The organism is Paenibacillus jepli (assembly GCF_047238105.1).
Taxonomy (GTDB): domain Bacteria; phylum Bacillota; class Bacilli; order Paenibacillales; family Paenibacillaceae; genus Paenibacillus_D.
In genome coordinates this window covers 1,518,626-1,536,640 of the sequence record NZ_JBDFMD010000001.1, presented here as the reverse complement: position 1 = coordinate 1,536,640, position 18,015 = coordinate 1,518,626, and the positions used below count along the sequence as shown (strand labels likewise).

At 58.4% G+C, this 18,015-nt stretch carries 14 protein-coding genes; all 14 read left to right on the top strand.

Features of this window, described 5'->3' with window-relative positions; all coding sequences use genetic code 11:
* Window positions 1–12 precede the first annotated feature (12 nt).
* On the top strand, window positions 13–876 hold the full coding sequence (locus ABC336_RS06910; protein ID WP_413237980.1) for a carbohydrate ABC transporter permease: 864 nt from the start codon (window positions 13–15) through the stop codon (window positions 874–876).
* A 42-nt stretch (window positions 877–918) separates the two neighbouring features.
* Window positions 919–2,478, top strand: coding sequence for an extracellular solute-binding protein (locus ABC336_RS06905; RefSeq protein ID WP_413237979.1), 1,560 nt, complete (start codon window positions 919–921; stop codon window positions 2,476–2,478).
* Window positions 2,479–2,519: 41 nt separating this feature from the next.
* Window positions 2,520–3,728 carry a GNAT family N-acetyltransferase gene (locus tag ABC336_RS06900; RefSeq protein WP_413237978.1) on the top strand — a complete coding sequence of 403 codons (1,209 nt, stop codon included), beginning with the start codon at window positions 2,520–2,522 and terminating at the stop codon, window positions 3,726–3,728.
* A gap of 303 nt (window positions 3,729–4,031) precedes the next feature.
* On the top strand, window positions 4,032–5,291 hold the full coding sequence (locus ABC336_RS06895) for a carbohydrate-binding protein (RefSeq protein WP_413237977.1): 1,260 nt from the start codon (window positions 4,032–4,034) through the stop codon (window positions 5,289–5,291).
* 71 nt (window positions 5,292–5,362) lie between these two features.
* Complete coding sequence (locus ABC336_RS06890; protein ID WP_413237976.1) at window positions 5,363–10,654, top strand: S-layer homology domain-containing protein; 5,292 nt, start codon at window positions 5,363–5,365, stop codon at window positions 10,652–10,654.
* A gap of 219 nt (window positions 10,655–10,873) precedes the next feature.
* Complete coding sequence (locus ABC336_RS06885) at window positions 10,874–11,554, top strand: response regulator transcription factor (RefSeq protein WP_413237975.1); 681 nt, start codon at window positions 10,874–10,876, stop codon at window positions 11,552–11,554.
* On the top strand, window positions 11,551–12,570 hold the full coding sequence (locus ABC336_RS06880) for a HAMP domain-containing sensor histidine kinase (RefSeq protein WP_413237974.1): 1,020 nt from the start codon (window positions 11,551–11,553) through the stop codon (window positions 12,568–12,570). The genes ABC336_RS06885 and ABC336_RS06880 overlap by 4 nt, the downstream gene beginning before the upstream one ends.
* A 69-nt stretch (window positions 12,571–12,639) precedes the next feature.
* Complete coding sequence (locus tag ABC336_RS06875; protein ID WP_413237973.1) at window positions 12,640–13,353, top strand: ABC transporter ATP-binding protein; 714 nt, start codon at window positions 12,640–12,642, stop codon at window positions 13,351–13,353.
* Window positions 13,350–14,114, top strand: coding sequence for an ABC transporter permease (locus ABC336_RS06870; protein ID WP_413237972.1), 765 nt, complete (start codon window positions 13,350–13,352; stop codon window positions 14,112–14,114). Before ABC336_RS06875 ends, ABC336_RS06870 begins: the two co-directional genes overlap by 4 nt.
* The gene (locus tag ABC336_RS06865) at window positions 14,111–14,833 is read left to right on the top strand and encodes an ABC transporter permease (protein ID WP_413237971.1); all 723 of its coding nucleotides are present in this window, start codon (window positions 14,111–14,113) and stop codon (window positions 14,831–14,833) included. The genes ABC336_RS06870 and ABC336_RS06865 overlap by 4 nt, the downstream gene beginning before the upstream one ends.
* A gap of 426 nt (window positions 14,834–15,259) precedes the next feature.
* Window positions 15,260–15,694, top strand: a complete 435-nt coding sequence (locus ABC336_RS06860; RefSeq protein WP_413237970.1) for a YciI family protein — start codon at window positions 15,260–15,262, stop codon at window positions 15,692–15,694.
* Window positions 15,691–16,971, top strand: a complete 1,281-nt coding sequence (locus ABC336_RS06855) for an RNA polymerase sigma factor (RefSeq protein WP_413237969.1) — start codon at window positions 15,691–15,693, stop codon at window positions 16,969–16,971. The genes ABC336_RS06860 and ABC336_RS06855 overlap by 4 nt, the downstream gene beginning before the upstream one ends.
* Window positions 16,968–17,423 carry a YciI family protein gene (locus ABC336_RS06850; protein ID WP_413237968.1) on the top strand — a complete coding sequence of 152 codons (456 nt, stop codon included), beginning with the start codon at window positions 16,968–16,970 and terminating at the stop codon, window positions 17,421–17,423. The genes ABC336_RS06855 and ABC336_RS06850 overlap by 4 nt, the downstream gene beginning before the upstream one ends.
* 59 nt (window positions 17,424–17,482) lie before the next feature.
* Entirely contained in the window at window positions 17,483–17,824 is a 342-nt protein-coding gene (locus ABC336_RS06845) for a DUF1801 domain-containing protein (RefSeq protein WP_413237967.1), read from the top strand.
* Window positions 17,825–18,015 lie beyond the last annotated feature (191 nt).

The following is an 18,015-nucleotide window of genomic DNA, read 5'->3' as shown; positions in this document are numbered from 1 at the left end:
GAACGCACCAACATGAGAGCCAGACTATCTGTATTCGACCTATTCCTGTTCGCGTTTATGGGCGGTATGATCGTCGCCACCTTGTATCCGTTCATCTATATGATCGCCGTCTCCTTGAGCAGCAATGTGCATGTGCTGAGGGGCGAAGTGTTCCTGTGGCCCAAAGGCTTCAATCTGAACGTCTACAAAATGGTGCTGCAGGATCCCAAGATCATCCAAGCCTACATGAACACGATTGTCTATGCCGTACTCGGAACAGCAATGTCACTTATCGTGACAGCAGCCGGCGCCTTCGCCATATCCAAACGCGAAATGATGTTCCAACGCGGCTTTATGATGATGATTGTCGTCACCATGTTCTTCAGCGGCGGCATGATTCCCACTTTTCTCGTCGTACGCGGCTACGGTATCGTCGATACCATCTGGGCGATGGTATTGCCGACGCTGGTCAGCACCTGGAATCTGATCATTATGAGGACTTTTTTTGCAGGACTGCCCAAAGAGGTGGAGGAATCCGGAAAGATCGACGGCCTCAGCGATATCGGCGTGTTCTTCCGGCTGGCGCTGCCGCTGTCCAAAGCCATCCTGGCCACTATAGGCCTATTCTATGCCGTTGCGATATGGAACAACTTTTTCTCCGCGATGCTCTATCTGCGCAATACCGATCTGTTCCCGCTGCAGGTCGTGCTGCGCAACCTTGTGCTCCAAGGGGGCGGCAATAACGCCGGCGGCAGTGTCGGCGGCGACTCGCTGCTCGTCGACGAGTCCATCAAGTTTGCGACGATCATCGTCTCCACGCTGCCAATCCTTATGGTCTACCCGTTTCTGCAGAAGTATTTCGCCAAGGGCGCGCTGATCGGGTCGGTCAAAGGTTAACATAGAGTCATGCCATCAATCATCTTGGGAGGGTTCAAGTCAATGAAGAAGAAATGGGTATCCGCATCATTGGTTTTGGTCATGGGGGCAACGCTGCTGGCAGCATGCTCGAACAACGGGGGCGCCAATACGCCGCCGGCGAACACAGGTGAGAATACAAGCACGCCGGAAGCGCCGGCAAAACAGACATTTACGTTCCTGAACTATAGCAACCCTAGCTGGCCATATGACGAGAACTGGCCGATCTGGAGCTACCTCGAGGAGAAGACCGGCGTAACGCTGGACATCCAGACACCGCCGGGCGGTTCCCTGGAAGATACGCTCGCCCTGACGATCGCTTCGGGCAATCTGCCGGATCTGCTCTTCACGTTTACCAAGCCGCTGGCCGACAAATACGGTCAGCAGGGAGCGTTGGTCAATATCCTGGATTACGTGGATCAGATGCCGAATTTCAAAGCGTGGATGGAGGAGCACCCCGCAGCCGTGCAGAGCGCCATCGCGTCCAACGGCGAGATGTATATTTTCCCCAATCAGGGGATCGGCGAGACGAACCGGATGATCTGGATGTACAGAGAGGATGTCTTCAGCGAGCACGGCCTGGAGCAGCCCGAGACATGGGAAGAACTCTACGAGACACTCAAAGAATTGAAAGGGCTGTACCCGGATAGTTATCCGCTGACCTTCCGCAGCGGTCTGCGTTATCTGATGAACTTCGGCGCATCCTTTAATACCGTCGGTTCGATGAACGCCGATTTGTCTGCTGTGTACTATGACTTTGACAAGGAACAGTGGGTGTACGGAGCGACGGAAGACAACTTCAAGACGATGGTCGAGTACATGAACAAATTCTATGCCGAGAAGCTGATCCCGCCGGATTTCCTGACGGTCGACACGAAGCTGTGGCAGGATCTTATGTCTACCAATCGGGCCTTCGTCACCTTGGACTATGTCGGTCGGATCGATTTTTTCAACTCGGCGCTGCGTGCCGAGAATCCGGATTTCAACCTGAACTTTATGGCGCCGCCGGCCGGATGGGAGGGCGGACCGCGCAAAAACGCCTTTACCCAGATTTCGCAAGAAGGCTTCATGATCTCCTCCAAGACCAACAAAATCGACGAAATCGTAGCATTCATGGATTTCTTCTACACCGAGGAAGGCCGGACCCTTGTCAGCTGGGGCAAGGAGGGCGAGAGCTACCAAGAGGAAAATGGCGCCAAGCAATTCATCGAGACATACACGGACGTATCCGACATGCGCAAAAAGACGGGGCTTTCTACCGACGGCACCTATATCTGGTTTGACTATGACGCGCATATCTCGCTTGCTTCTCCTGAGCTGAAGGATGCTTATGAGCAGGGGCCGCAGTATGACAGCCAGCAGCAGCCGATCCCGGCTTTCACGGCCGAGGAGCAGGAGGTGCTCAGTACTGTGGGGGATGCCCTCAACAAAAACCGTGATGAAAATATCTCCAAGTTCATCATCGGCGAGCGCAGTCTTGCCGAGTGGGACAGCTATGTCGATGATCAGAACAAACTGGGTGTAGACAAAATTGTTGACACGTTCACCCAGGCTTACGAACGGACGATGAATGCGGCCAACTAGGTCAGACCTGACTGCTTGCTGCTTAAGGGAGGGGGATGAGCGTGATCAAGTTGCTGCAACAGGGAGATTACGAAGAAAGCCTGCAGCTGGCCGAATTTGCTTTCCAGCGCGTCTTGTCGCCGGAGGATAAGGCGGCCAGGCTGGCGGCGATGTCGGGCGAGCAGATCTGGGGCTGGCTGGAGGAGGGCCGGCTGGCCGCCCAGCTCTCCGTGCTCCCGCTGCAGTTCTGGGTAGGCGGGCAAGTATGGGACATGGGCGGCATCGCCTTTGTCTCGACCTGGCCGGAGTACCGCCGCAAAGGCATGATCGGCCGGCTGCTGGGTGCCTCGCTGGCGGCGATGCACGAGCAGGGTATCGCCTGGTCGGCGCTGGCGCCGTTCTCCTATGCCTTCTACCGCAAGTACGGCTGGGAAGCGGGCATCGACTATATCCGGTACGAGGTGCCGTCCGAGCGTTTGCCCCGGCCGGCTGCGGCCGAGGGCAGCCGGATCCGCCGGGTACCCCGGGACAGTCCCGTCCTTCGCCAGCTGTACATGCGTTATGCCCGGCAGTTCAACGGCATGCTGTCACGCTCGGAGGGTTGGTGGGCGACCCGCGTCTTCGGCAAGAAGCAGGGGATGGTCAGCGTCTACTGGAGTCCGTCAGGAGAGGCGGAGGGGTACATCTTTTATCAGGTCAGGGAGCAGGTGTTGTCCGTGCATGAGATGGTCAGCCTGACCGAGGAGGCGCGCCGGGGTATCTGGCGTTATCTGTCCCAGCATGACTCGATGATCAGCCGGGTGCTCTGGCATGCGCCGCTTGATGATCCATGGACATATCTGCTTGAGGAGCCGCGAGTGGGCCAGGAGATCGTTCCTTACTTTATGGTGCGGATCGTCGATGTGGAGCGGGTATTCCGCGACTATGCCTTTGTGGAGCAGACGGATGAAGAGGAGCGTGCGTTCTATATACAGGTAGAGGATGCGCAGGCATCTTGGAACACCGGCACCTACAGGTTATCGCCGCTTCGTCCAGGGCCGGACCGGGTTCAACGGCTCGGGGATCAGGAAGATCGCCCTATCGCGGTTGCCTTGCCTGCCGAGGCTTCGGTCCTCGCTTGCGATATCCAGACGCTCTCCGCGCTCTTAATTGGCTACAAGTCAGCTACCCATCTTCACGTGGCCGGCAGGCTAATCGGCGAGGCCGCCGAAGCTGCCCGTCTGGGACGCTACATTCCTGCCACGACGCCGTTTTTGGCAGATTATTTTTAGAAGCCAGACTGTTGAAAACGGCCGGAGAGGCACGGAATCGAATCTGGAGAAGCGAAGCTTATGCTTACGAAGTCGCTTTCTTGCAGAAAGCGTGCTAGTCCCCGGATTTCACCCCTAAAAGGGGTAAAAATCAAAGAAATCTGGGGACAACAGCGATTGGAAGATCGATCCCTGACCGTAGGCTTTCTTTTTTCAACAGTCTGAGAAGCACACATAACAACAGCATAGACCGATCATACGTCGACCCGTCGCCAAGTCAGCCATTTGCATTCTAAACTTTAGAATTGTGGGAGGTTGTAACGGATGAAGACGAAGATCATGATGGGATTGCTTGTTATCTTGTTAATGGCAAGTGCAGGGAGTGCGGCCTATGGTGCTCCGAAAGTCAATACGTTCGAGAGACCGGCAGCCGGGAATGCGTATACGCTGAGCCAGTGGGGGCAGGATGGCTGGAATGCCCCATGGAGTGAGGGGATGAGCAATCGTACGATCATCGACAGTCAGCATAGTTATCGAGGCGGCAAGTCGCTGCGTGTTTTTTATCCCAAAGATGAGATTGGTCCTTTGAATTCGGGGGCATCGGCGCCGTTCGCGTTGACACCTGGTAATGAGTATTATCTCTCGTACTGGATGAGACTGAGTGATGATTTCAGCTGGGGTACGTCGCTGTATGCAGGCAAGCTAGGTTTAGGTCTGGCCGGTGGTGGCTCCTGTTCGGGAGGGATGGTGTGCGACGGCTACAACGGCTTCAGCTCCCGCATGATCTGGCTCAGCGGCGGCAGGGCAGCGATCTATTACTATCATATGGGCAACGCTGGCCAATACGGGGACTATGTGGAGCTCAAGAACAGCAGTGGTTCGACCATCGTCTATCCGAAGGGACAATGGTTTAACATCGTGCAGCGGCTTAAGGTGAATACCGTAACGAACAACCAGGCCAATCCCGATGGAGAGATCGAGATCTGGTACAATGGCCAACCGGCAGCGAAGAAAACGGGATTGCGCTTCGTTCGCAATGGCGATAAGGTCGACAAGGCCTATTTCTCCTCGTTCTTCGGCGGTGCGACTGATGAGTTCGCTCCGGCCAACGATTCATACGTCTGGTATGACGATCTGAAGGTATCCACGAGCCGGTCAGAGATCTGCGAGCTGGCATCCGGCGGCTGCTACACCCGCAAGACCGAGGCAGAGAACTACACGTATATGTCGGGAATCATGACAGAGCCGACGCCGGATACCGGAGGCGGGCTCAATGTCGGGGGGATCGACAGTCAGGACTGGATGGCCTACACCGGGATCAACATCCCGAGTGCAGGCGTCTATCAGATCGACTACCGGGTTGCTTCGATTAATAACGGCGGCCAGATCTCCCTCGATCTGAACGCCGGAGGCGGTGGCGGAACGGTACTCGGTACTGTCAATGTCCCGAATACCGGCAGTTGGTCCGCCTACCGGACGATCTCGCATACGGTGACGATACCGGCGGGTACCCACCAATTCGGCATCTATGCCGTGACCGGCGGCTTTGACCTCAACTGGTGGCGGCTTACCAAGTTATATTGATCTTTTGGAAGGGGGGAGTCTCGCAGGAGGGTCTCCCCTTCTACACTAGCTATGGAAAAGGAGAGGAATCCATGATATCTGTTCGGTTCAGAAGAAGCGTGTCGATGTGGTTGGCAGCGCTGCTGACCATCAGCAGCATCCAATTGTTTTCCCCTGCGGAGGAGGCGTTCGCCGCACCGCAGGAGGTGCCGATTTCCTTGACGCTCAACAATATGGATTCGCCGGCCAACAGCACCGGCGATACGGTCGGGACGGCCGGCATTGCCGTGGAGGCGAACGCGGACCCGGCTTATATCCGTGAAGGGACAGGCTCGAAAAAGTGGCTGCTGGCCTTTAACGATGCCTCAGGTACGCTGACGGCGGGTTCGGCGCTCATCTATCCCAAGCATGCCCCGCAGGTTGATCTGAACGGGTTCGAGACGCTCAAGGTATGGGCGTATTCGGAGAAAGCCAGGACGGGAGATCAGGCGGACAAGCCGATCCAGCTCCGGTTCTTCATGAAGGGTGATACCAACTACTATTACTACCGGCTGCCGCTGGATTGGAGCGGCTGGAAGGAGATCGAGGTGCCGCTCGCCGTGGTGCAGGAGCAGCGGAGCAGTGCTGAGGCCAAGCCGTGGGGGCCGCTGGACTATATCCGTTTCGACCAGGCGGGCGTCTCCGGGACGACGCTGGACGCCGGGCTGCAGATCTATCTCGACGATATGCGGCTAACCAGCAATGGCGAGCTTCACCCTGTCGTAGCCGACAAACCGGCCGGTGAATATACCAACCGGGTGACGGTCGCCTTGTCGACGCAGACACGACCGGCCAGTCTTGCCGAGCTGTATTATAAACGCTCGGGTGTGGATGATGTTTTCCAACGTTACACCGCTCCGATCACGCTGACTGAGGATACGACGCTTATCACCAAAACGGTACTCCAAGGCGTGGAGAGCGAAGAGACGGAATACGAGTATACGATTGTCTACCGGGATGTCGTAGAGCCGGTCGAGGCTTCACCGCAGGCGGGGACCTATGCAGAAGCCAAGACCGTCACGTTAACTTCCGCAACGGAGGGCGCCTCGATCTTCTACAAGCTGGAAGGCGAGGATGCCGATTTCACACCCTACACGGCACCGCTGACAGTCGATGCTTCGAAGACCATCACGGCTTATGCCGTATCCGAGGACAAGACTAGCGAGGAGATCAGCCATGCCTATACGATCGATCTCTCCGGAAGCGGCAGTCATCCGATCAGCGATATGGAGGGTTTTACGGGCTGGACCAATACGACACCGGATTCGGAGCATCCCGTAATGGGCGAATTCTCGGGCCGCTGGAACAACCCCGCAGCCGCAATCAACGTGACGGGGATTACCGCACCCTGGGACGATCATGACCAGATCGAGTTCTGGTTATACTCGGAGCGGGCGTCCAACAAGAAGATCTATTTCATCCTCCAGACGCCGGACAACGATATTCCGGGCAATGAATACTTCATGGCGACCTTCTTCGTGGACTGGTCCGGCTGGAAGAAGGTTGAGCTACCTTTTAATCGCATGTTGAATTCCAACGGTCATGCAAATTTTGCGAATTTCACCCAGCTCATCATCCATCCGCGCTGGTATGGCTCGGATCCTGAGCCCGATCCGACAGATATCCTTTACTTCGACGGCATGGCGCTGGCTAAAAACGCCATCGAGCCCTCGATCAAGCGAATCGATAAAGGTGCGCTGCCGGGAGCGGAACTGGAATATACCTTCCTGCTGCGCAATATCGGCGGAACAGATACAGCCTACAGCATCTCCCCCAAAGTACCGTTTCCAGCAGGCTACGAAGTCGGCTATGAAACGGCTACAGAAGTCGTAACGGACGGCGAAGAGACGGAAGTAACGTTCCGTGTGCGGGTGCCTGAGGGGGCGCAAGCGGGTGAGACGGCTCATGCAGCATTTGCGGTCATACCGCAGCAGGGCGGCAAGGAGGTCGCGATTGAATTGAATATTGCCATCGGGGAGCGGGGGAGCAAGGTGAAGCAGCACCCTTATGTGATGGTCGCGGCAGAGGAGCTGGATGCGGCCAAAGCCAAACTACAAACGTACCCATGGGCGCAGGACTACCTGGCGGCTGTGCGGGCGAAAGCGGATGACTGGGTGGACAAGACGGTCTATTATCCAGCCAAGCCCGCTGGGGCGACGACCTGGTTCGTGTGCGGCGACGTGACGTTGATCTATGATTACAACAGTCCGCATGCCCACCGGTGTCCAAGCGATGGCCAGATGTATACGGGCGAGCAGGTGGACGCGGGATGGCGGTTTACGACCCATACGCTGAACGTTCAGGCGGCGCGCAATCTGGCGATTGTGTACGCACTGACGGATGAGGTGAAGTATGCGGCCAAGGCCAAGGAAATTCTCGTTAACTATGCCAAGCTGTATCCTGAATATCCGCTGCAGGCGCAGAACGGCCGGCTGTTCTATCAGTCGCTCGACGAAGCGGTGCAGATGATCGAGCTGGTGCATGCCTACGATCTCATCGAGTCCAGCGGCGTGTTGAACGAGGCGGAGAAGCACGACATCGAGCAGAATCTGTTCGCCCCTTCTGCCCGTACGCTGCAGGCCTACGATGTGGGCAAATCCAACTGGCAGACCTGGCATAACGCGGCCATCGGCTTGATCGGCGCCGTTCTGGAGGACGAGATGTTGATGGATCATTCCGTGAACGGACGCAGCGGTTTCCGCTTCCAGATGGAGAACAGTGTGCTGTCGGACGGCTTTTGGTACGAGGGCGCAATCGGTTATCACGTCTATGCCCAGTATGCGCTGCTCCACCATGCGGTCGGACTGCGCGGGATGGGCTATGACTTGTTCGCCAGCGAGCCGTTCAAGAAGACCTTCGATATGCCGCTAGACTACGCTTTCCCGGATCTGGGGATCATCAACAGCAACAATTCCAGCAAGTATCCGACCAGTCTGGCCGCGCCGGGCCGGGTGGTGCCGATGGATTACGAAGCGGTATACGCTCATTATGACGATCCCGTCTACGGCGCGCTGCTGCACCGGCTCTATGAGGAGAACGGCAGGCCGCGGGGCGGTTACATCGTGCCGGGTGACCCGACCTCTGGCATTGCAGGGGAGCAGGCGGTGTTCTTTGGGAAGACCGCGATCGACAATGTCGGCGAGTGGCCTTCCGCCAGCCGCAACTTTGAGGGATTGGGTCATGCAGTGCTGCGCTCAGGTACGGGTAGCGACCAATTGTACGCTTTGGTCGATTATGGCAATCATGGCGGGTACCATGGTCATTTTGACAAGCTGCATCTGGAGGTGTTCGGCCAAGGCGAGCGTCTTGCTCCGGACAAAGGCATTCCTGCGTACAGCAATTCCATGTTCGAGACGTACTACAAAAAGACATTTGCCCACAATACCGTCACGGTAGACGGCGATACCCAGCAGATCCCGGCCGAGAACGGCGTCGAGATGCATGAACCGACCAAGCTGTTCCTGCCGGGTGAAGAATTCGGCATCATGACCAACAGTTCCACGAAGGCCTACGCCAACATGACGCGTTACGAACGGACGGTAGCGGTCACCGGCGATTATCTGATCGATCTTTTCACCGTAGCCTCGGATACCCCGCGTCAATACGACTGGCTGCTGCACGGCCTGGGTGAATTTACGCCGGGCAGCGAGCTGACACCGATGGGGGAAGCGCTCGGGACGAAGGATGCTTATCCATTCTTCCGCAACGGGCAGGCCACCGCGCTGGAAGAGGCGTGGAGCGGCGAGTGGCGTCTGCCGAGCGGAAACGGACTGAAGCTGCACAGTCTGACCAGCTCGCCGGAGCAGCCATCTGTGATGATCGCAGGCGAGGCCCCGGGCCCGGCCAACGATACGAGCGCCTACTCCACGACTGTCGTGAACCGGATTACGGACCAGCAGGAAGTGCAATTCGTCAATGTCATCGAGCCGCTCTCCGGTGAGAGCCGGATCGAGAGCGCAGGACGCACCGCGGATGACAAGATCGAGATCAAGCTGAAGGACGGCCGGAAGCAGGTGTTCTACTTCAATGGTGCCATGGAAACTGAGGGTCAGCTGCACTATTATTGGACGGACGGCAGCGGATACCGGGCGGAGGATGTAAGCGTCGAGGCTGACCTGGCGGGTACGGAGTTGCAGTTGACGGCTGATGTGCCATCCGGCGTCACCGCTGTGACGGCGATCGTCTACGCTCCGGGGACGACCCGAGTATTATGGAATGGCGAGCAAGCTGACTTTACGGAAGACAATGGATTTGTGCGCGCAGGCTTCACGGCGAATCCTGAAGAGGAGCCGCCGGTGTCGCCTCCCGGATGGACAGGAACGATCTCCCCGCCAGTCAGTCAGAGCCGTGTGGAGCGCTTGGTAGCACCCGCTGTAGAGGCCCAACTTGCACTCGGGGACGCGATTCGCGTGTCGGTCCCGGCAGGTGCGATGGGGGAATCGACCCGGTATACGGTCGAGCAAGTGAAGGATAAGCAGCTGCTGCAGCGGTTGTTCGGAGACAGCCTGAAGCAGCTGAGCGGCGTATTCGAGATTACGAAGGATAAGGAAGGCAACTTCCTGGTGCCGATCCGGATCCGTCTGGCGTTTGACCCTTCTATGCTGACGGAAGGGCAGGAGCCATCCATCCATTACTATGATGAACAGCAGCAGGAATGGGTCGCCATGGGTGGAGCAGTTGAAGATTCGTTTATTGAAGTAACGTCCGGCCATTTGACCAAATTTACCGTGCTGGGGGTGGACGCAGCAGAAGCGGGGGAGGAAGAGACTGGAGAGCCGGGGCCGACTGATCCGGTTGAGCCGTCGTTGCTCTCCGATATCGCCGGGCACTGGGCCGAGGCGGATATCCTGACGGGGCTGCAAGCCGGTTATGTGAAGGGCTATGAAGACGGTTCCTTCCAGCCGGCGCGTCCGGTCACGCGAGCAGAATTCGTCGTCATGCTCATGAACGCGCTCCAGCCGGGTGGACAATCGCTGGCGCTGCCGGACTTCCGGGATGTGGAAGCGATCCGCGACTGGGCCGTACCGGCAGTCTCGCTGGTGGTTCAGTCCGGGCTGGTGCAGGGTTATGAGGACGGCAGCTTCCGTCCGGATGCCCGCTTGACGCGGGCGCAGCTTGCCGTCATCCTTGCAGGCGCGCTGGATCCGGCGGCAGTGGAGGCTGAGGGAGCTGTGAGCTTTGCTGACGCATCCAACATCCCGGCTTGGGCGCTCCGGGCGGTCAGCCGCGTGCGCGAAGCGGGACTGATGCAAGGCAGGACGGGCAACCGGTTCGAGCCGCAGGCGGAAGTGAGCAGGGCCGAAGCAATTACCGTCATCGTGCGTTTGATGCAGGAGCGAGGTTGATAAGCAGTATGGCGTAAGGACATGAAAGCGGCGCATCTTCCCGGATGTGCCGCTTTTTTTGTGCGCTTGGCATGCATTTCGCAGAAGGTGTGACGTCCTGGATTGGTGATCAACGCTGTTCATTGCCGAATTTGCAGCCGTCTGGGCAGCAACTTTTCCCATGGGGTTTTGTGTTATGCTGGAAGGACCAAGCTTGTTATGAAAGAGAGGGTTTGCAGCATGACAACAAGACGTGTGCTGTATATCGAAGATGATCCGGAGATCGGGCAGTGGGTTAAGGAGGAGCTGGAGCAGCGCGGCTATGCGGTTCATTGGCTGCGCTCCGGCGAAGGCGCGGAACGGGATGCGACCGGACACGATGTGGCGATTCTCGATATTATGCTGCCCGGCCTGGACGGGTTCACAGTCGGGCAGCGGTTGAAGCAGACGGCGCCGACGCTGCCGGTTCTGCTGCTGTCTGCCAGGACTGCAGTGGATGACAAGCTGCAGGGGCTAAAGTTCGCCGACGATTACGTCACCAAGCCGTTTCACGCCGACGAGTTGGCCGCCAGGCTGGAGGTGCTGCTCCGCCGCAGCGGAACAGGGCTTGGCCAGCGTATCAAGCTCGGGGAACATATCCTAGTCGATCCGACCGGCCATGCGGTAGTGGATATGCGCACGGGCGAAGAGATCGTCCTGACGGCCAAACAGCATCAGATTTTGATGTACTTCCTGCGGCATCCGAACCGGATCCTGACCAAAGAGCAGATCTTCGAAGCGGTGTGGGGGGAACGGTATATGGATGGCGACAAGACGCTGATGGTCCATATCCGGCATCTGCGCGAAAAGTTGGAGCTGGATCCGAGCGCGCCGGAGATCGTCGAAACGATCCGGGGCGTCGGGTATAGGATCAAGCGATGAAGCGGGCCGGGTCTTTTTTCCACCGTTATTTGTGGGTCCATTTTGTGCTCGTGATTCTACTGCCGATTCTGCTGCTTGTGTCGGTTGTTGGCGTATTCCCTTCCCAGGGGCAATCAGCTGCGGACATGCAGCATCAATCTCGCAGCATAAACCTGCTGGTGGGCCTGATCATGACCGTATTTCTCGGCGTGTCGTGGCTGTTCTTTTATCGTCTCCGCCAGCGGCTGATTCGCCTGCAAGAAGCCATGACCGTCTCCACAGACGGCACGGGGCTGCCGCAGCCCGTGCCTGTTCAGACGGGGCGGATGGACGAGGTCGATCAGCTGCAGGCATCCTTCAACCGGATGCTTCGCCAGCTCGAAGAGAGCCGCAGCCGCGAGTTGGAGGAGGAGTCGCTGCGGCGGCGGCTGATCGCCAATCTGTCACATGACTTGCGGACGCCGCTGACCGCCCTTAGGGGGCACGCCTCCAGACTTCAGAGAGAGTCGCTTAGTCTGGCAGGACGCCACTCGCTCGAGGCAGTTGACCGTACGATTACCCGCGTCGGCGGATTGATGGACGACTTGCTGGCCTATACCTTGCTTACCTCGGGCAAATATCCTTACCGTCCGAAGCCGACGGATATGGTCCGTCTGATGAGATCGGCCGTCGCTTCCTGGTATCCGGCATTCGAGAGCGCAGGCTTTCATATCGAAGTCGATCTGCCGGAGCACGCTGCGTTCACATGGGAGGTGGATCCCGGGTGGATGACGCGCGTGCTGGACAATCTGTTCCAGAACGTCCTCCGGCATGCGGATGCCGGCAAGTATGTCGGCATCGCCGTGAATGCGGAACAGGAACAGCTGACGATTAAAGATCACGGTCCCGGCATGGAGCAAGGTTCGAACGATCAGGGAGCGGGCATCGGGCTGTCAATCACGACGCATATGCTGAAGGAAATGCGGCTGCAAGCTGTATGTACCTCGGATGAGAACGGTACGGTCGTGCGGATCGAAACAAAGTTAAACGGAATTTAACCAAAGCGCTCACCGGAAATTTACTTGCACGGGCTATGATAGGAAGCATGATAGGAAGGAGAGGATATCATGCTTACCATTCATCATCTCGTGAAGCGCCGCGGTTCCCGCGATATATTGAGGGATATCAGCTTCGAGGCCCGTCCGGGACGGGTGACCGGATTTCTTGGACCGAACGGCGCAGGCAAAAGCTCGACCCTCCGGATCCTGCTGGGACTTGACCGCCCCACCTCAGGCACGGCTCACATCAAAGGCATGCCGTTTGCGAAGCTTCACAGCCCGCTTGCTGTCGTCGGGGCCGTGTTGGATGGTTCCGGGGCCCATCGGTCCCGGACCGGACGAGCACACCTCCGCTGGATCGCCCGTGCCGCAGGGCTGCCGCGTGCCCGCGTCGAAGAGGTGCTGGAGATTGTGGAGCTTGCCGACGCCTCTTCCAAACGTGTGGGCAGCTACTCACTCGGGATGGGAAGGCGTCTTGGGCTGGCCGCTGCGCTCCTCGGCGACCCAGAGATTCTGATCCTTGACGAGCCAGTGAACGGGCTGGATCCGACGGGCATTCGCTGGCTGAGAACCTTTCTGCGTGAGCGCGCAGCTGCCGGCCGGACCGTACTGCTCTCCAGTCATTTGATGGGAGAGCTTGCCGAGACGGTGGACGATGTCGTGGTCATCCATCAGGGCCGGATCGTCGCGGACGGCACGCTTGCCGAAGTTACGGGTACGCACCGTACGCTGGAAGACGCGTTTTTTGCCCTCACGACAGGGAAGGAAGGCGGTACAAGATGAGGGCGCTCGCGGGTGAATTGTCCAAGCTTGCATCGCTTCCTTCGATCTGGATCGCGATGATCACCGGGGTGGTAGTCCCGAGCGCGATCGCCGCGGTCAACGCTGTCTCGACCCGGAATGCGATCACCCGGGGAGCGGAGAGCATGGCGGGGATCGACACTGGTTATCAAGAATTGGCGTTTGGCGTGATTGGCGTCATTATTGTTGGCGTGGTCGCAATCAGCAGCGAATATTTCACCGAGGGCGGCGAATCCGGCGGCGGACGCCAGATCACCGCCAGCCTGACAGCCATGCCGTCCCGCCTTCACTTCCTGCTGGCCAAGGCGGCGGCGGTAGCCGTGATGAGTGCCTTGCTCGCGGTGGCCGCGACAGCCGTCACGATGAGCGTGCTTCATCTCGTACTTGGCGAGCAGGTGCTTGTCCCGATGAGCACAGATGGGGCGCGGCTGTTCGGCGTTGTCTGTTACTGGGTACTGACTTCCCTGCTGGCCTTTGGGATAACGCTCCTGACAAGGAGCGGCATCATTCCGTTGGCTGTCCTGATCGTCAATACCTCTTTGGTGTCCGTAACTTATCTGCTTACGCGCCTCACGCCCCTCGCGAACTACCTGCCCGATATGGCGGGGATCCGCATGTTCGTGCGTGATATCGCCGACTCCACAGCGGACTTCTCTCCGTTGGTAGGCGGTGCGGTGATGACGGCTTGGGTAGCTGCTCTGCTCGCTGTCGCCGCTGTTGTGTTCTGCCGGAGAGATGCATGAGGTCCCAGCGGACTCGCAGCCGGGAGGCTGTACAGGCGCTTGCTGCGGAACTGTCGAAGCTGTGGTCGCTGCCGGCTGTGTGGCTAACCCTTGGGATTACGGCAATCATGAATCTCGGCTTATCCGCAGCTTTCGCCAGCCATGCTCTGCAGGACTCGGCCGGCGTACCAAACGTCCTGGACATCGGTCTCGCTCCGCTCAGCTACGTGATAGCCGGCTTTGTCATTCTGGGCGTTCTGGCGACCTGTTCCGAGTATACCGGCGGTCAGATCCGCACGACGCTCATAGCGGTGCCGCGAAGAGGCATGCAGCTTGCCGCTGCGCTTCTCGCCCTTACGATTCTTGTACTGCCAGCCGCGACACTCATCGCCGCATCCGGTATCCTGCTCGCCGGCATCATCTTAGCCGGTAGCTCAGCTCCTGTTCAGGCGGGGGATGTCGCTGCAGTCCTTATAGATGTGGCCGGACATCTCGTCTTGAACGCGCTGATTGGCACGACGGTCGGTGTCCTGCTGCGGCGAGCACAGGCGGCCATCATTGTCCTGCTCGGCTACCACTTTATTGCCGGCCCGCTCTTGCGGGAGCGGACAGCCCTTGCAGATTACCTGCCCGATACCGCAGGGCTGCCAGACCCGGGACAAAGCCCCTTTGTTCTGCTCGGCTGGACGGTCGCCCTCATTATCGTAGTGGTCACCGTATATCGCAGGCGAGACATATGACATCCAGACCGAGAGCCGAGTGCACGTCGGCTAAGAGAGAGAGGCCAATGCCAATTGCGCATGGCCTTTTTTGTATTGCTGGGCATGCCAGGCGAGCTGCCCCGATCTTGGTAGAAGTCCAAGTAACATTGTGCCCCTTGTTGGGCGGAACCCCTTGGTATGGTGGAATTCAAGTAACATTGTGCACCTGGTCGGCACAATTCCGCACCACGCAAGCCGCTCGCTCAAGGGACCTGTCATCGGCGTGCTCACCGCGCGGGGCAGGAAGCGCTAGATGGAACTCGAATAAGTTAAGAGCGAGATTTCAAATAAGGAAAAAACTTTTTTTCGAAGGTTGTCGATGTGACGGTCTGTCATTCGTTGTAATAGTAGAGGCCGGCAATATGGATGTTCGGCTGTACCTTAACACTAGGAGGAAGATACGATATGCGATTTATGATGATTGTCAAAGCGACTACAGATTCCGAGGCGGGAGCGCCGCCGAGCCCCGAGCTGTTCGAAGCGATGATGCGCTACAATGAGGAGCTGGCCAAAGCCGGCGTGCTGATCGCAGCAGATGGGCTGCATCCATCCTCCGGCGCGATCCGCATCTCATACGAAGAGCCGGGCGGCAAGCCGACGATTATCGACGGGCCGTTCAGCGAAGCCAAAGAGCTGATCGCCGGCTATACGCTGATCGAGGTGCGGTCGCGAGAGGAAGCGATCGAGTGGGCGCTGCGGATGCCGGATCCGCACGGAAACGGCGAGGGGCGGATCGAGCTCCGGCAGGTGTTCGAGGGGCCTGAGCTTACAGAGGATGCCGAGATGCTGGCGGCGCATGAGACGTTAACCGAAGAGCTGCAGCGGCGCAGCCGGTCATGACAGATCGAGCCAGCCACCGTGCGATCGATGCGGTCTGGCGTCTGGAATCGACCAGGCTGATCGCAGCCCTGACCCGCATGGTCCATGATGTCGGCTTGGCTGAAGATCTGGCGCAGGATGCGCTGGTCATCGCGCTTCGGAAGTGGCCGGAGACGGGGATCCCTGATAATCCGGGAGCTTGGCTGATGACAGCGGCCAAACGGCAGGCTATCGATCTGATGCGCAGGAACAAGGTGCGCGACGAGAAATATGCCGAGGTCAGCCGCAGCGCCGATTTGTTCACGGAAGATGACAGAAGCGGGATGATGGACGGCGAGCTCGGGGATGATGTGCTGCGGTTGATCTTCATGACGTGTCATCCCGCCCTCACCCGCGAGGCGAGAGTGGCGCTGACGCTGCGGTTGCTGGGGGGACTCTCGACAGAAGAGATCGCACATGCCTTCTTCGTGTCCGAGCCCACCATCGCCCAGCGGATCGTACGCGCCAAGCGGCGCTTGCGTGAAGTCCGGGCCGAGTTTCAGATCCCGGAAGGCGACGAGTTGAAGAACCGCATGGAGACCGTGCTGGAGGTTATCTATCTCCTCTACAATGAAGGTTATGCGGCTACCTCGGGCAGCAGCTGGATGCGGCCGCTGCTCTGTCAGGAAGCGCTGCGGCTGGGACGGGTACTGGCGGAGGCCGCCCCGGGGGAGCCGGAGGTTCATGGCCTCGTGTCGCTCATGGAGCTCCAGTCGTCGCGGTTTCGTACCCGGGTCACACCGACAGGCGACCCGATCCTGCTCCAGGACCAGAATCGGGCGTTGTGGGATCACCTGCTGATCCGTCGCGGCCTAGAGGCGCTGGAGCGTGCCCGATCGCTGGGTCATCTCCTTGGCCCCTATGCGCTGCAGGCATCGATATCCGCCTGCCATGCGACGGCGCGGACCGCAGAGGAGACGGATTGGGTGCGAATCGCAGCTCTATACGAAGCCCTGTCCCGCGTGATGCCCTCACCGGTTGTCGAATTGAACCGGGCGGTTGCGATAGCGATGGCCTTCGGGCCCGCATTCGGGCTCCAGCTCGTCGAGCAACTGGAGGCTGTGTCGTCGCTTGCCGAGTATCACCTGCTGCCCAGTGTAAAAGGCGACTTCCTGGAGAAGCTGGGACGCCGCGAGGAAGCGCAAGCGGCGTTCCAGCGGGCGGCTACGCTCACGCGTAATGAGAAAGAACGGGAGCTGCTGCTGAAGCGAGCCGCGGCATGCGAATCAGACGGCGACGGGGAGGAGAACGTGACATGAGATTTATTTTGCTGACCAAAGCGAGCCGGCATTCGGAGGCCGGGATTAGGCCGAGCGGGAAAAGTCTCTCCGCCACTAAAGCATATTATGATGAACTTGAGGCGGCAGGTGTGCTGGTTGCAGTGGAAGGGTTCATGCCCAGCTCGAGCGGACTTCGTCTATCGTATCCCGTCCCGGGACATCGGCCGGTACTGACGCCAGGCCCGCTGCATGACGTGCAGGAACTCATCTCAGGCTACGTCATGATTGAGGTCAACAGCGAAGACGAAGCGATCGCATGGGCGCTGCGGATGCCTGATCCCAACGGATACGGAGAAGGAGCTGCCGAGCTGCGCCGGATGCAGGAGCTTCCCTTGAACGCCGGCAGTCCGTTCCAGCAGACAATGGAAGACGAGTTAAGACTCAGCATCGGTTTGCCAATACAAGGCAGCATGCGTCAAGGCCAGGAGTAGTGTAGTCCCGGTTCGGGACAAGAGCAATTCCCAATCCAAGTAGCAGAGGAGAAGTAATCATGAGTCAGGAAATCACCGATTTTATCGCCGCCGTCCAGGAGTCTTGGCAACGTGAATTATGTACGAGCCTTCGCGAGGTTGTCCATGCTGCCATCCCAGATGTACAGGAACGAATCCAGTACAAGAAGCCGCATTTTCTCAAAAACGGCAAGTACGCCGCTGTCATCTCGACGTCCAAGGATGCGGTGAGCTTTACCATTTTCAATACGACCGAACTGTCGCTGCCTGAAGGATTCGACGGGCCGCCGGAGCGCAAGACGATCAAGCTGCGGCAAGGGCAAGAAGCGGATAAAGAACAGCTGGTGGCCCTGGTCACTCAGGCGTCATCAACCCTTGCATAGACGACCTGCGGGCGGTTAGCAGAAGAGCTGTGAGACAGAATGCAACCGATAGACCAGCGGAATAGCGGCCAAGCTGAGGGCACAGTTGCCAAGCTGCGCCGATCGTCGCGAGCGGACCCAGTAGCGCCTATATTGAACAGAGTCGGGACTCTGTGCAAAGAACGGACAGACGTTCCGTTATGTGCAGGATT

Excerpts from the sequence above, each read along its gene's own strand:
- ABC336_RS06910 (WP_413237980.1), top strand. The coding sequence starts at position 13 with ATGAGAGCCAGACTATCTGTATTCGACCTATTCCTGTTCGCGTTTATG.
- ABC336_RS06905 (WP_413237979.1), top strand. The coding sequence starts at position 919 with ATGAAGAAGAAATGGGTATCCGCATCATTGGTTTTGGTCATGGGGGCA.
- ABC336_RS06895 (WP_413237977.1), top strand. The coding sequence starts at position 4,032 with ATGAAGACGAAGATCATGATGGGATTGCTTGTTATCTTGTTAATGGCA.
- ABC336_RS06890 (WP_413237976.1), top strand. The coding sequence starts at position 5,363 with ATGATATCTGTTCGGTTCAGAAGAAGCGTGTCGATGTGGTTGGCAGCG.
- ABC336_RS06885 (WP_413237975.1), top strand. The coding sequence starts at position 10,874 with ATGACAACAAGACGTGTGCTGTATATCGAAGATGATCCGGAGATCGGG.
- ABC336_RS06880 (WP_413237974.1), top strand. The coding sequence starts at position 11,551 with ATGAAGCGGGCCGGGTCTTTTTTCCACCGTTATTTGTGGGTCCATTTT.
- ABC336_RS06875 (WP_413237973.1), top strand. The coding sequence starts at position 12,640 with ATGCTTACCATTCATCATCTCGTGAAGCGCCGCGGTTCCCGCGATATA.
- ABC336_RS06870 (WP_413237972.1), top strand. The coding sequence starts at position 13,350 with ATGAGGGCGCTCGCGGGTGAATTGTCCAAGCTTGCATCGCTTCCTTCG.
- ABC336_RS06865 (WP_413237971.1), top strand. The coding sequence starts at position 14,111 with ATGAGGTCCCAGCGGACTCGCAGCCGGGAGGCTGTACAGGCGCTTGCT.
- ABC336_RS06860 (WP_413237970.1), top strand. The coding sequence starts at position 15,260 with ATGCGATTTATGATGATTGTCAAAGCGACTACAGATTCCGAGGCGGGA.
- ABC336_RS06855 (WP_413237969.1), top strand. The coding sequence starts at position 15,691 with ATGACAGATCGAGCCAGCCACCGTGCGATCGATGCGGTCTGGCGTCTG.
- ABC336_RS06850 (WP_413237968.1), top strand. The coding sequence starts at position 16,968 with ATGAGATTTATTTTGCTGACCAAAGCGAGCCGGCATTCGGAGGCCGGG.
- ABC336_RS06845 (WP_413237967.1), top strand. The coding sequence starts at position 17,483 with ATGAGTCAGGAAATCACCGATTTTATCGCCGCCGTCCAGGAGTCTTGG.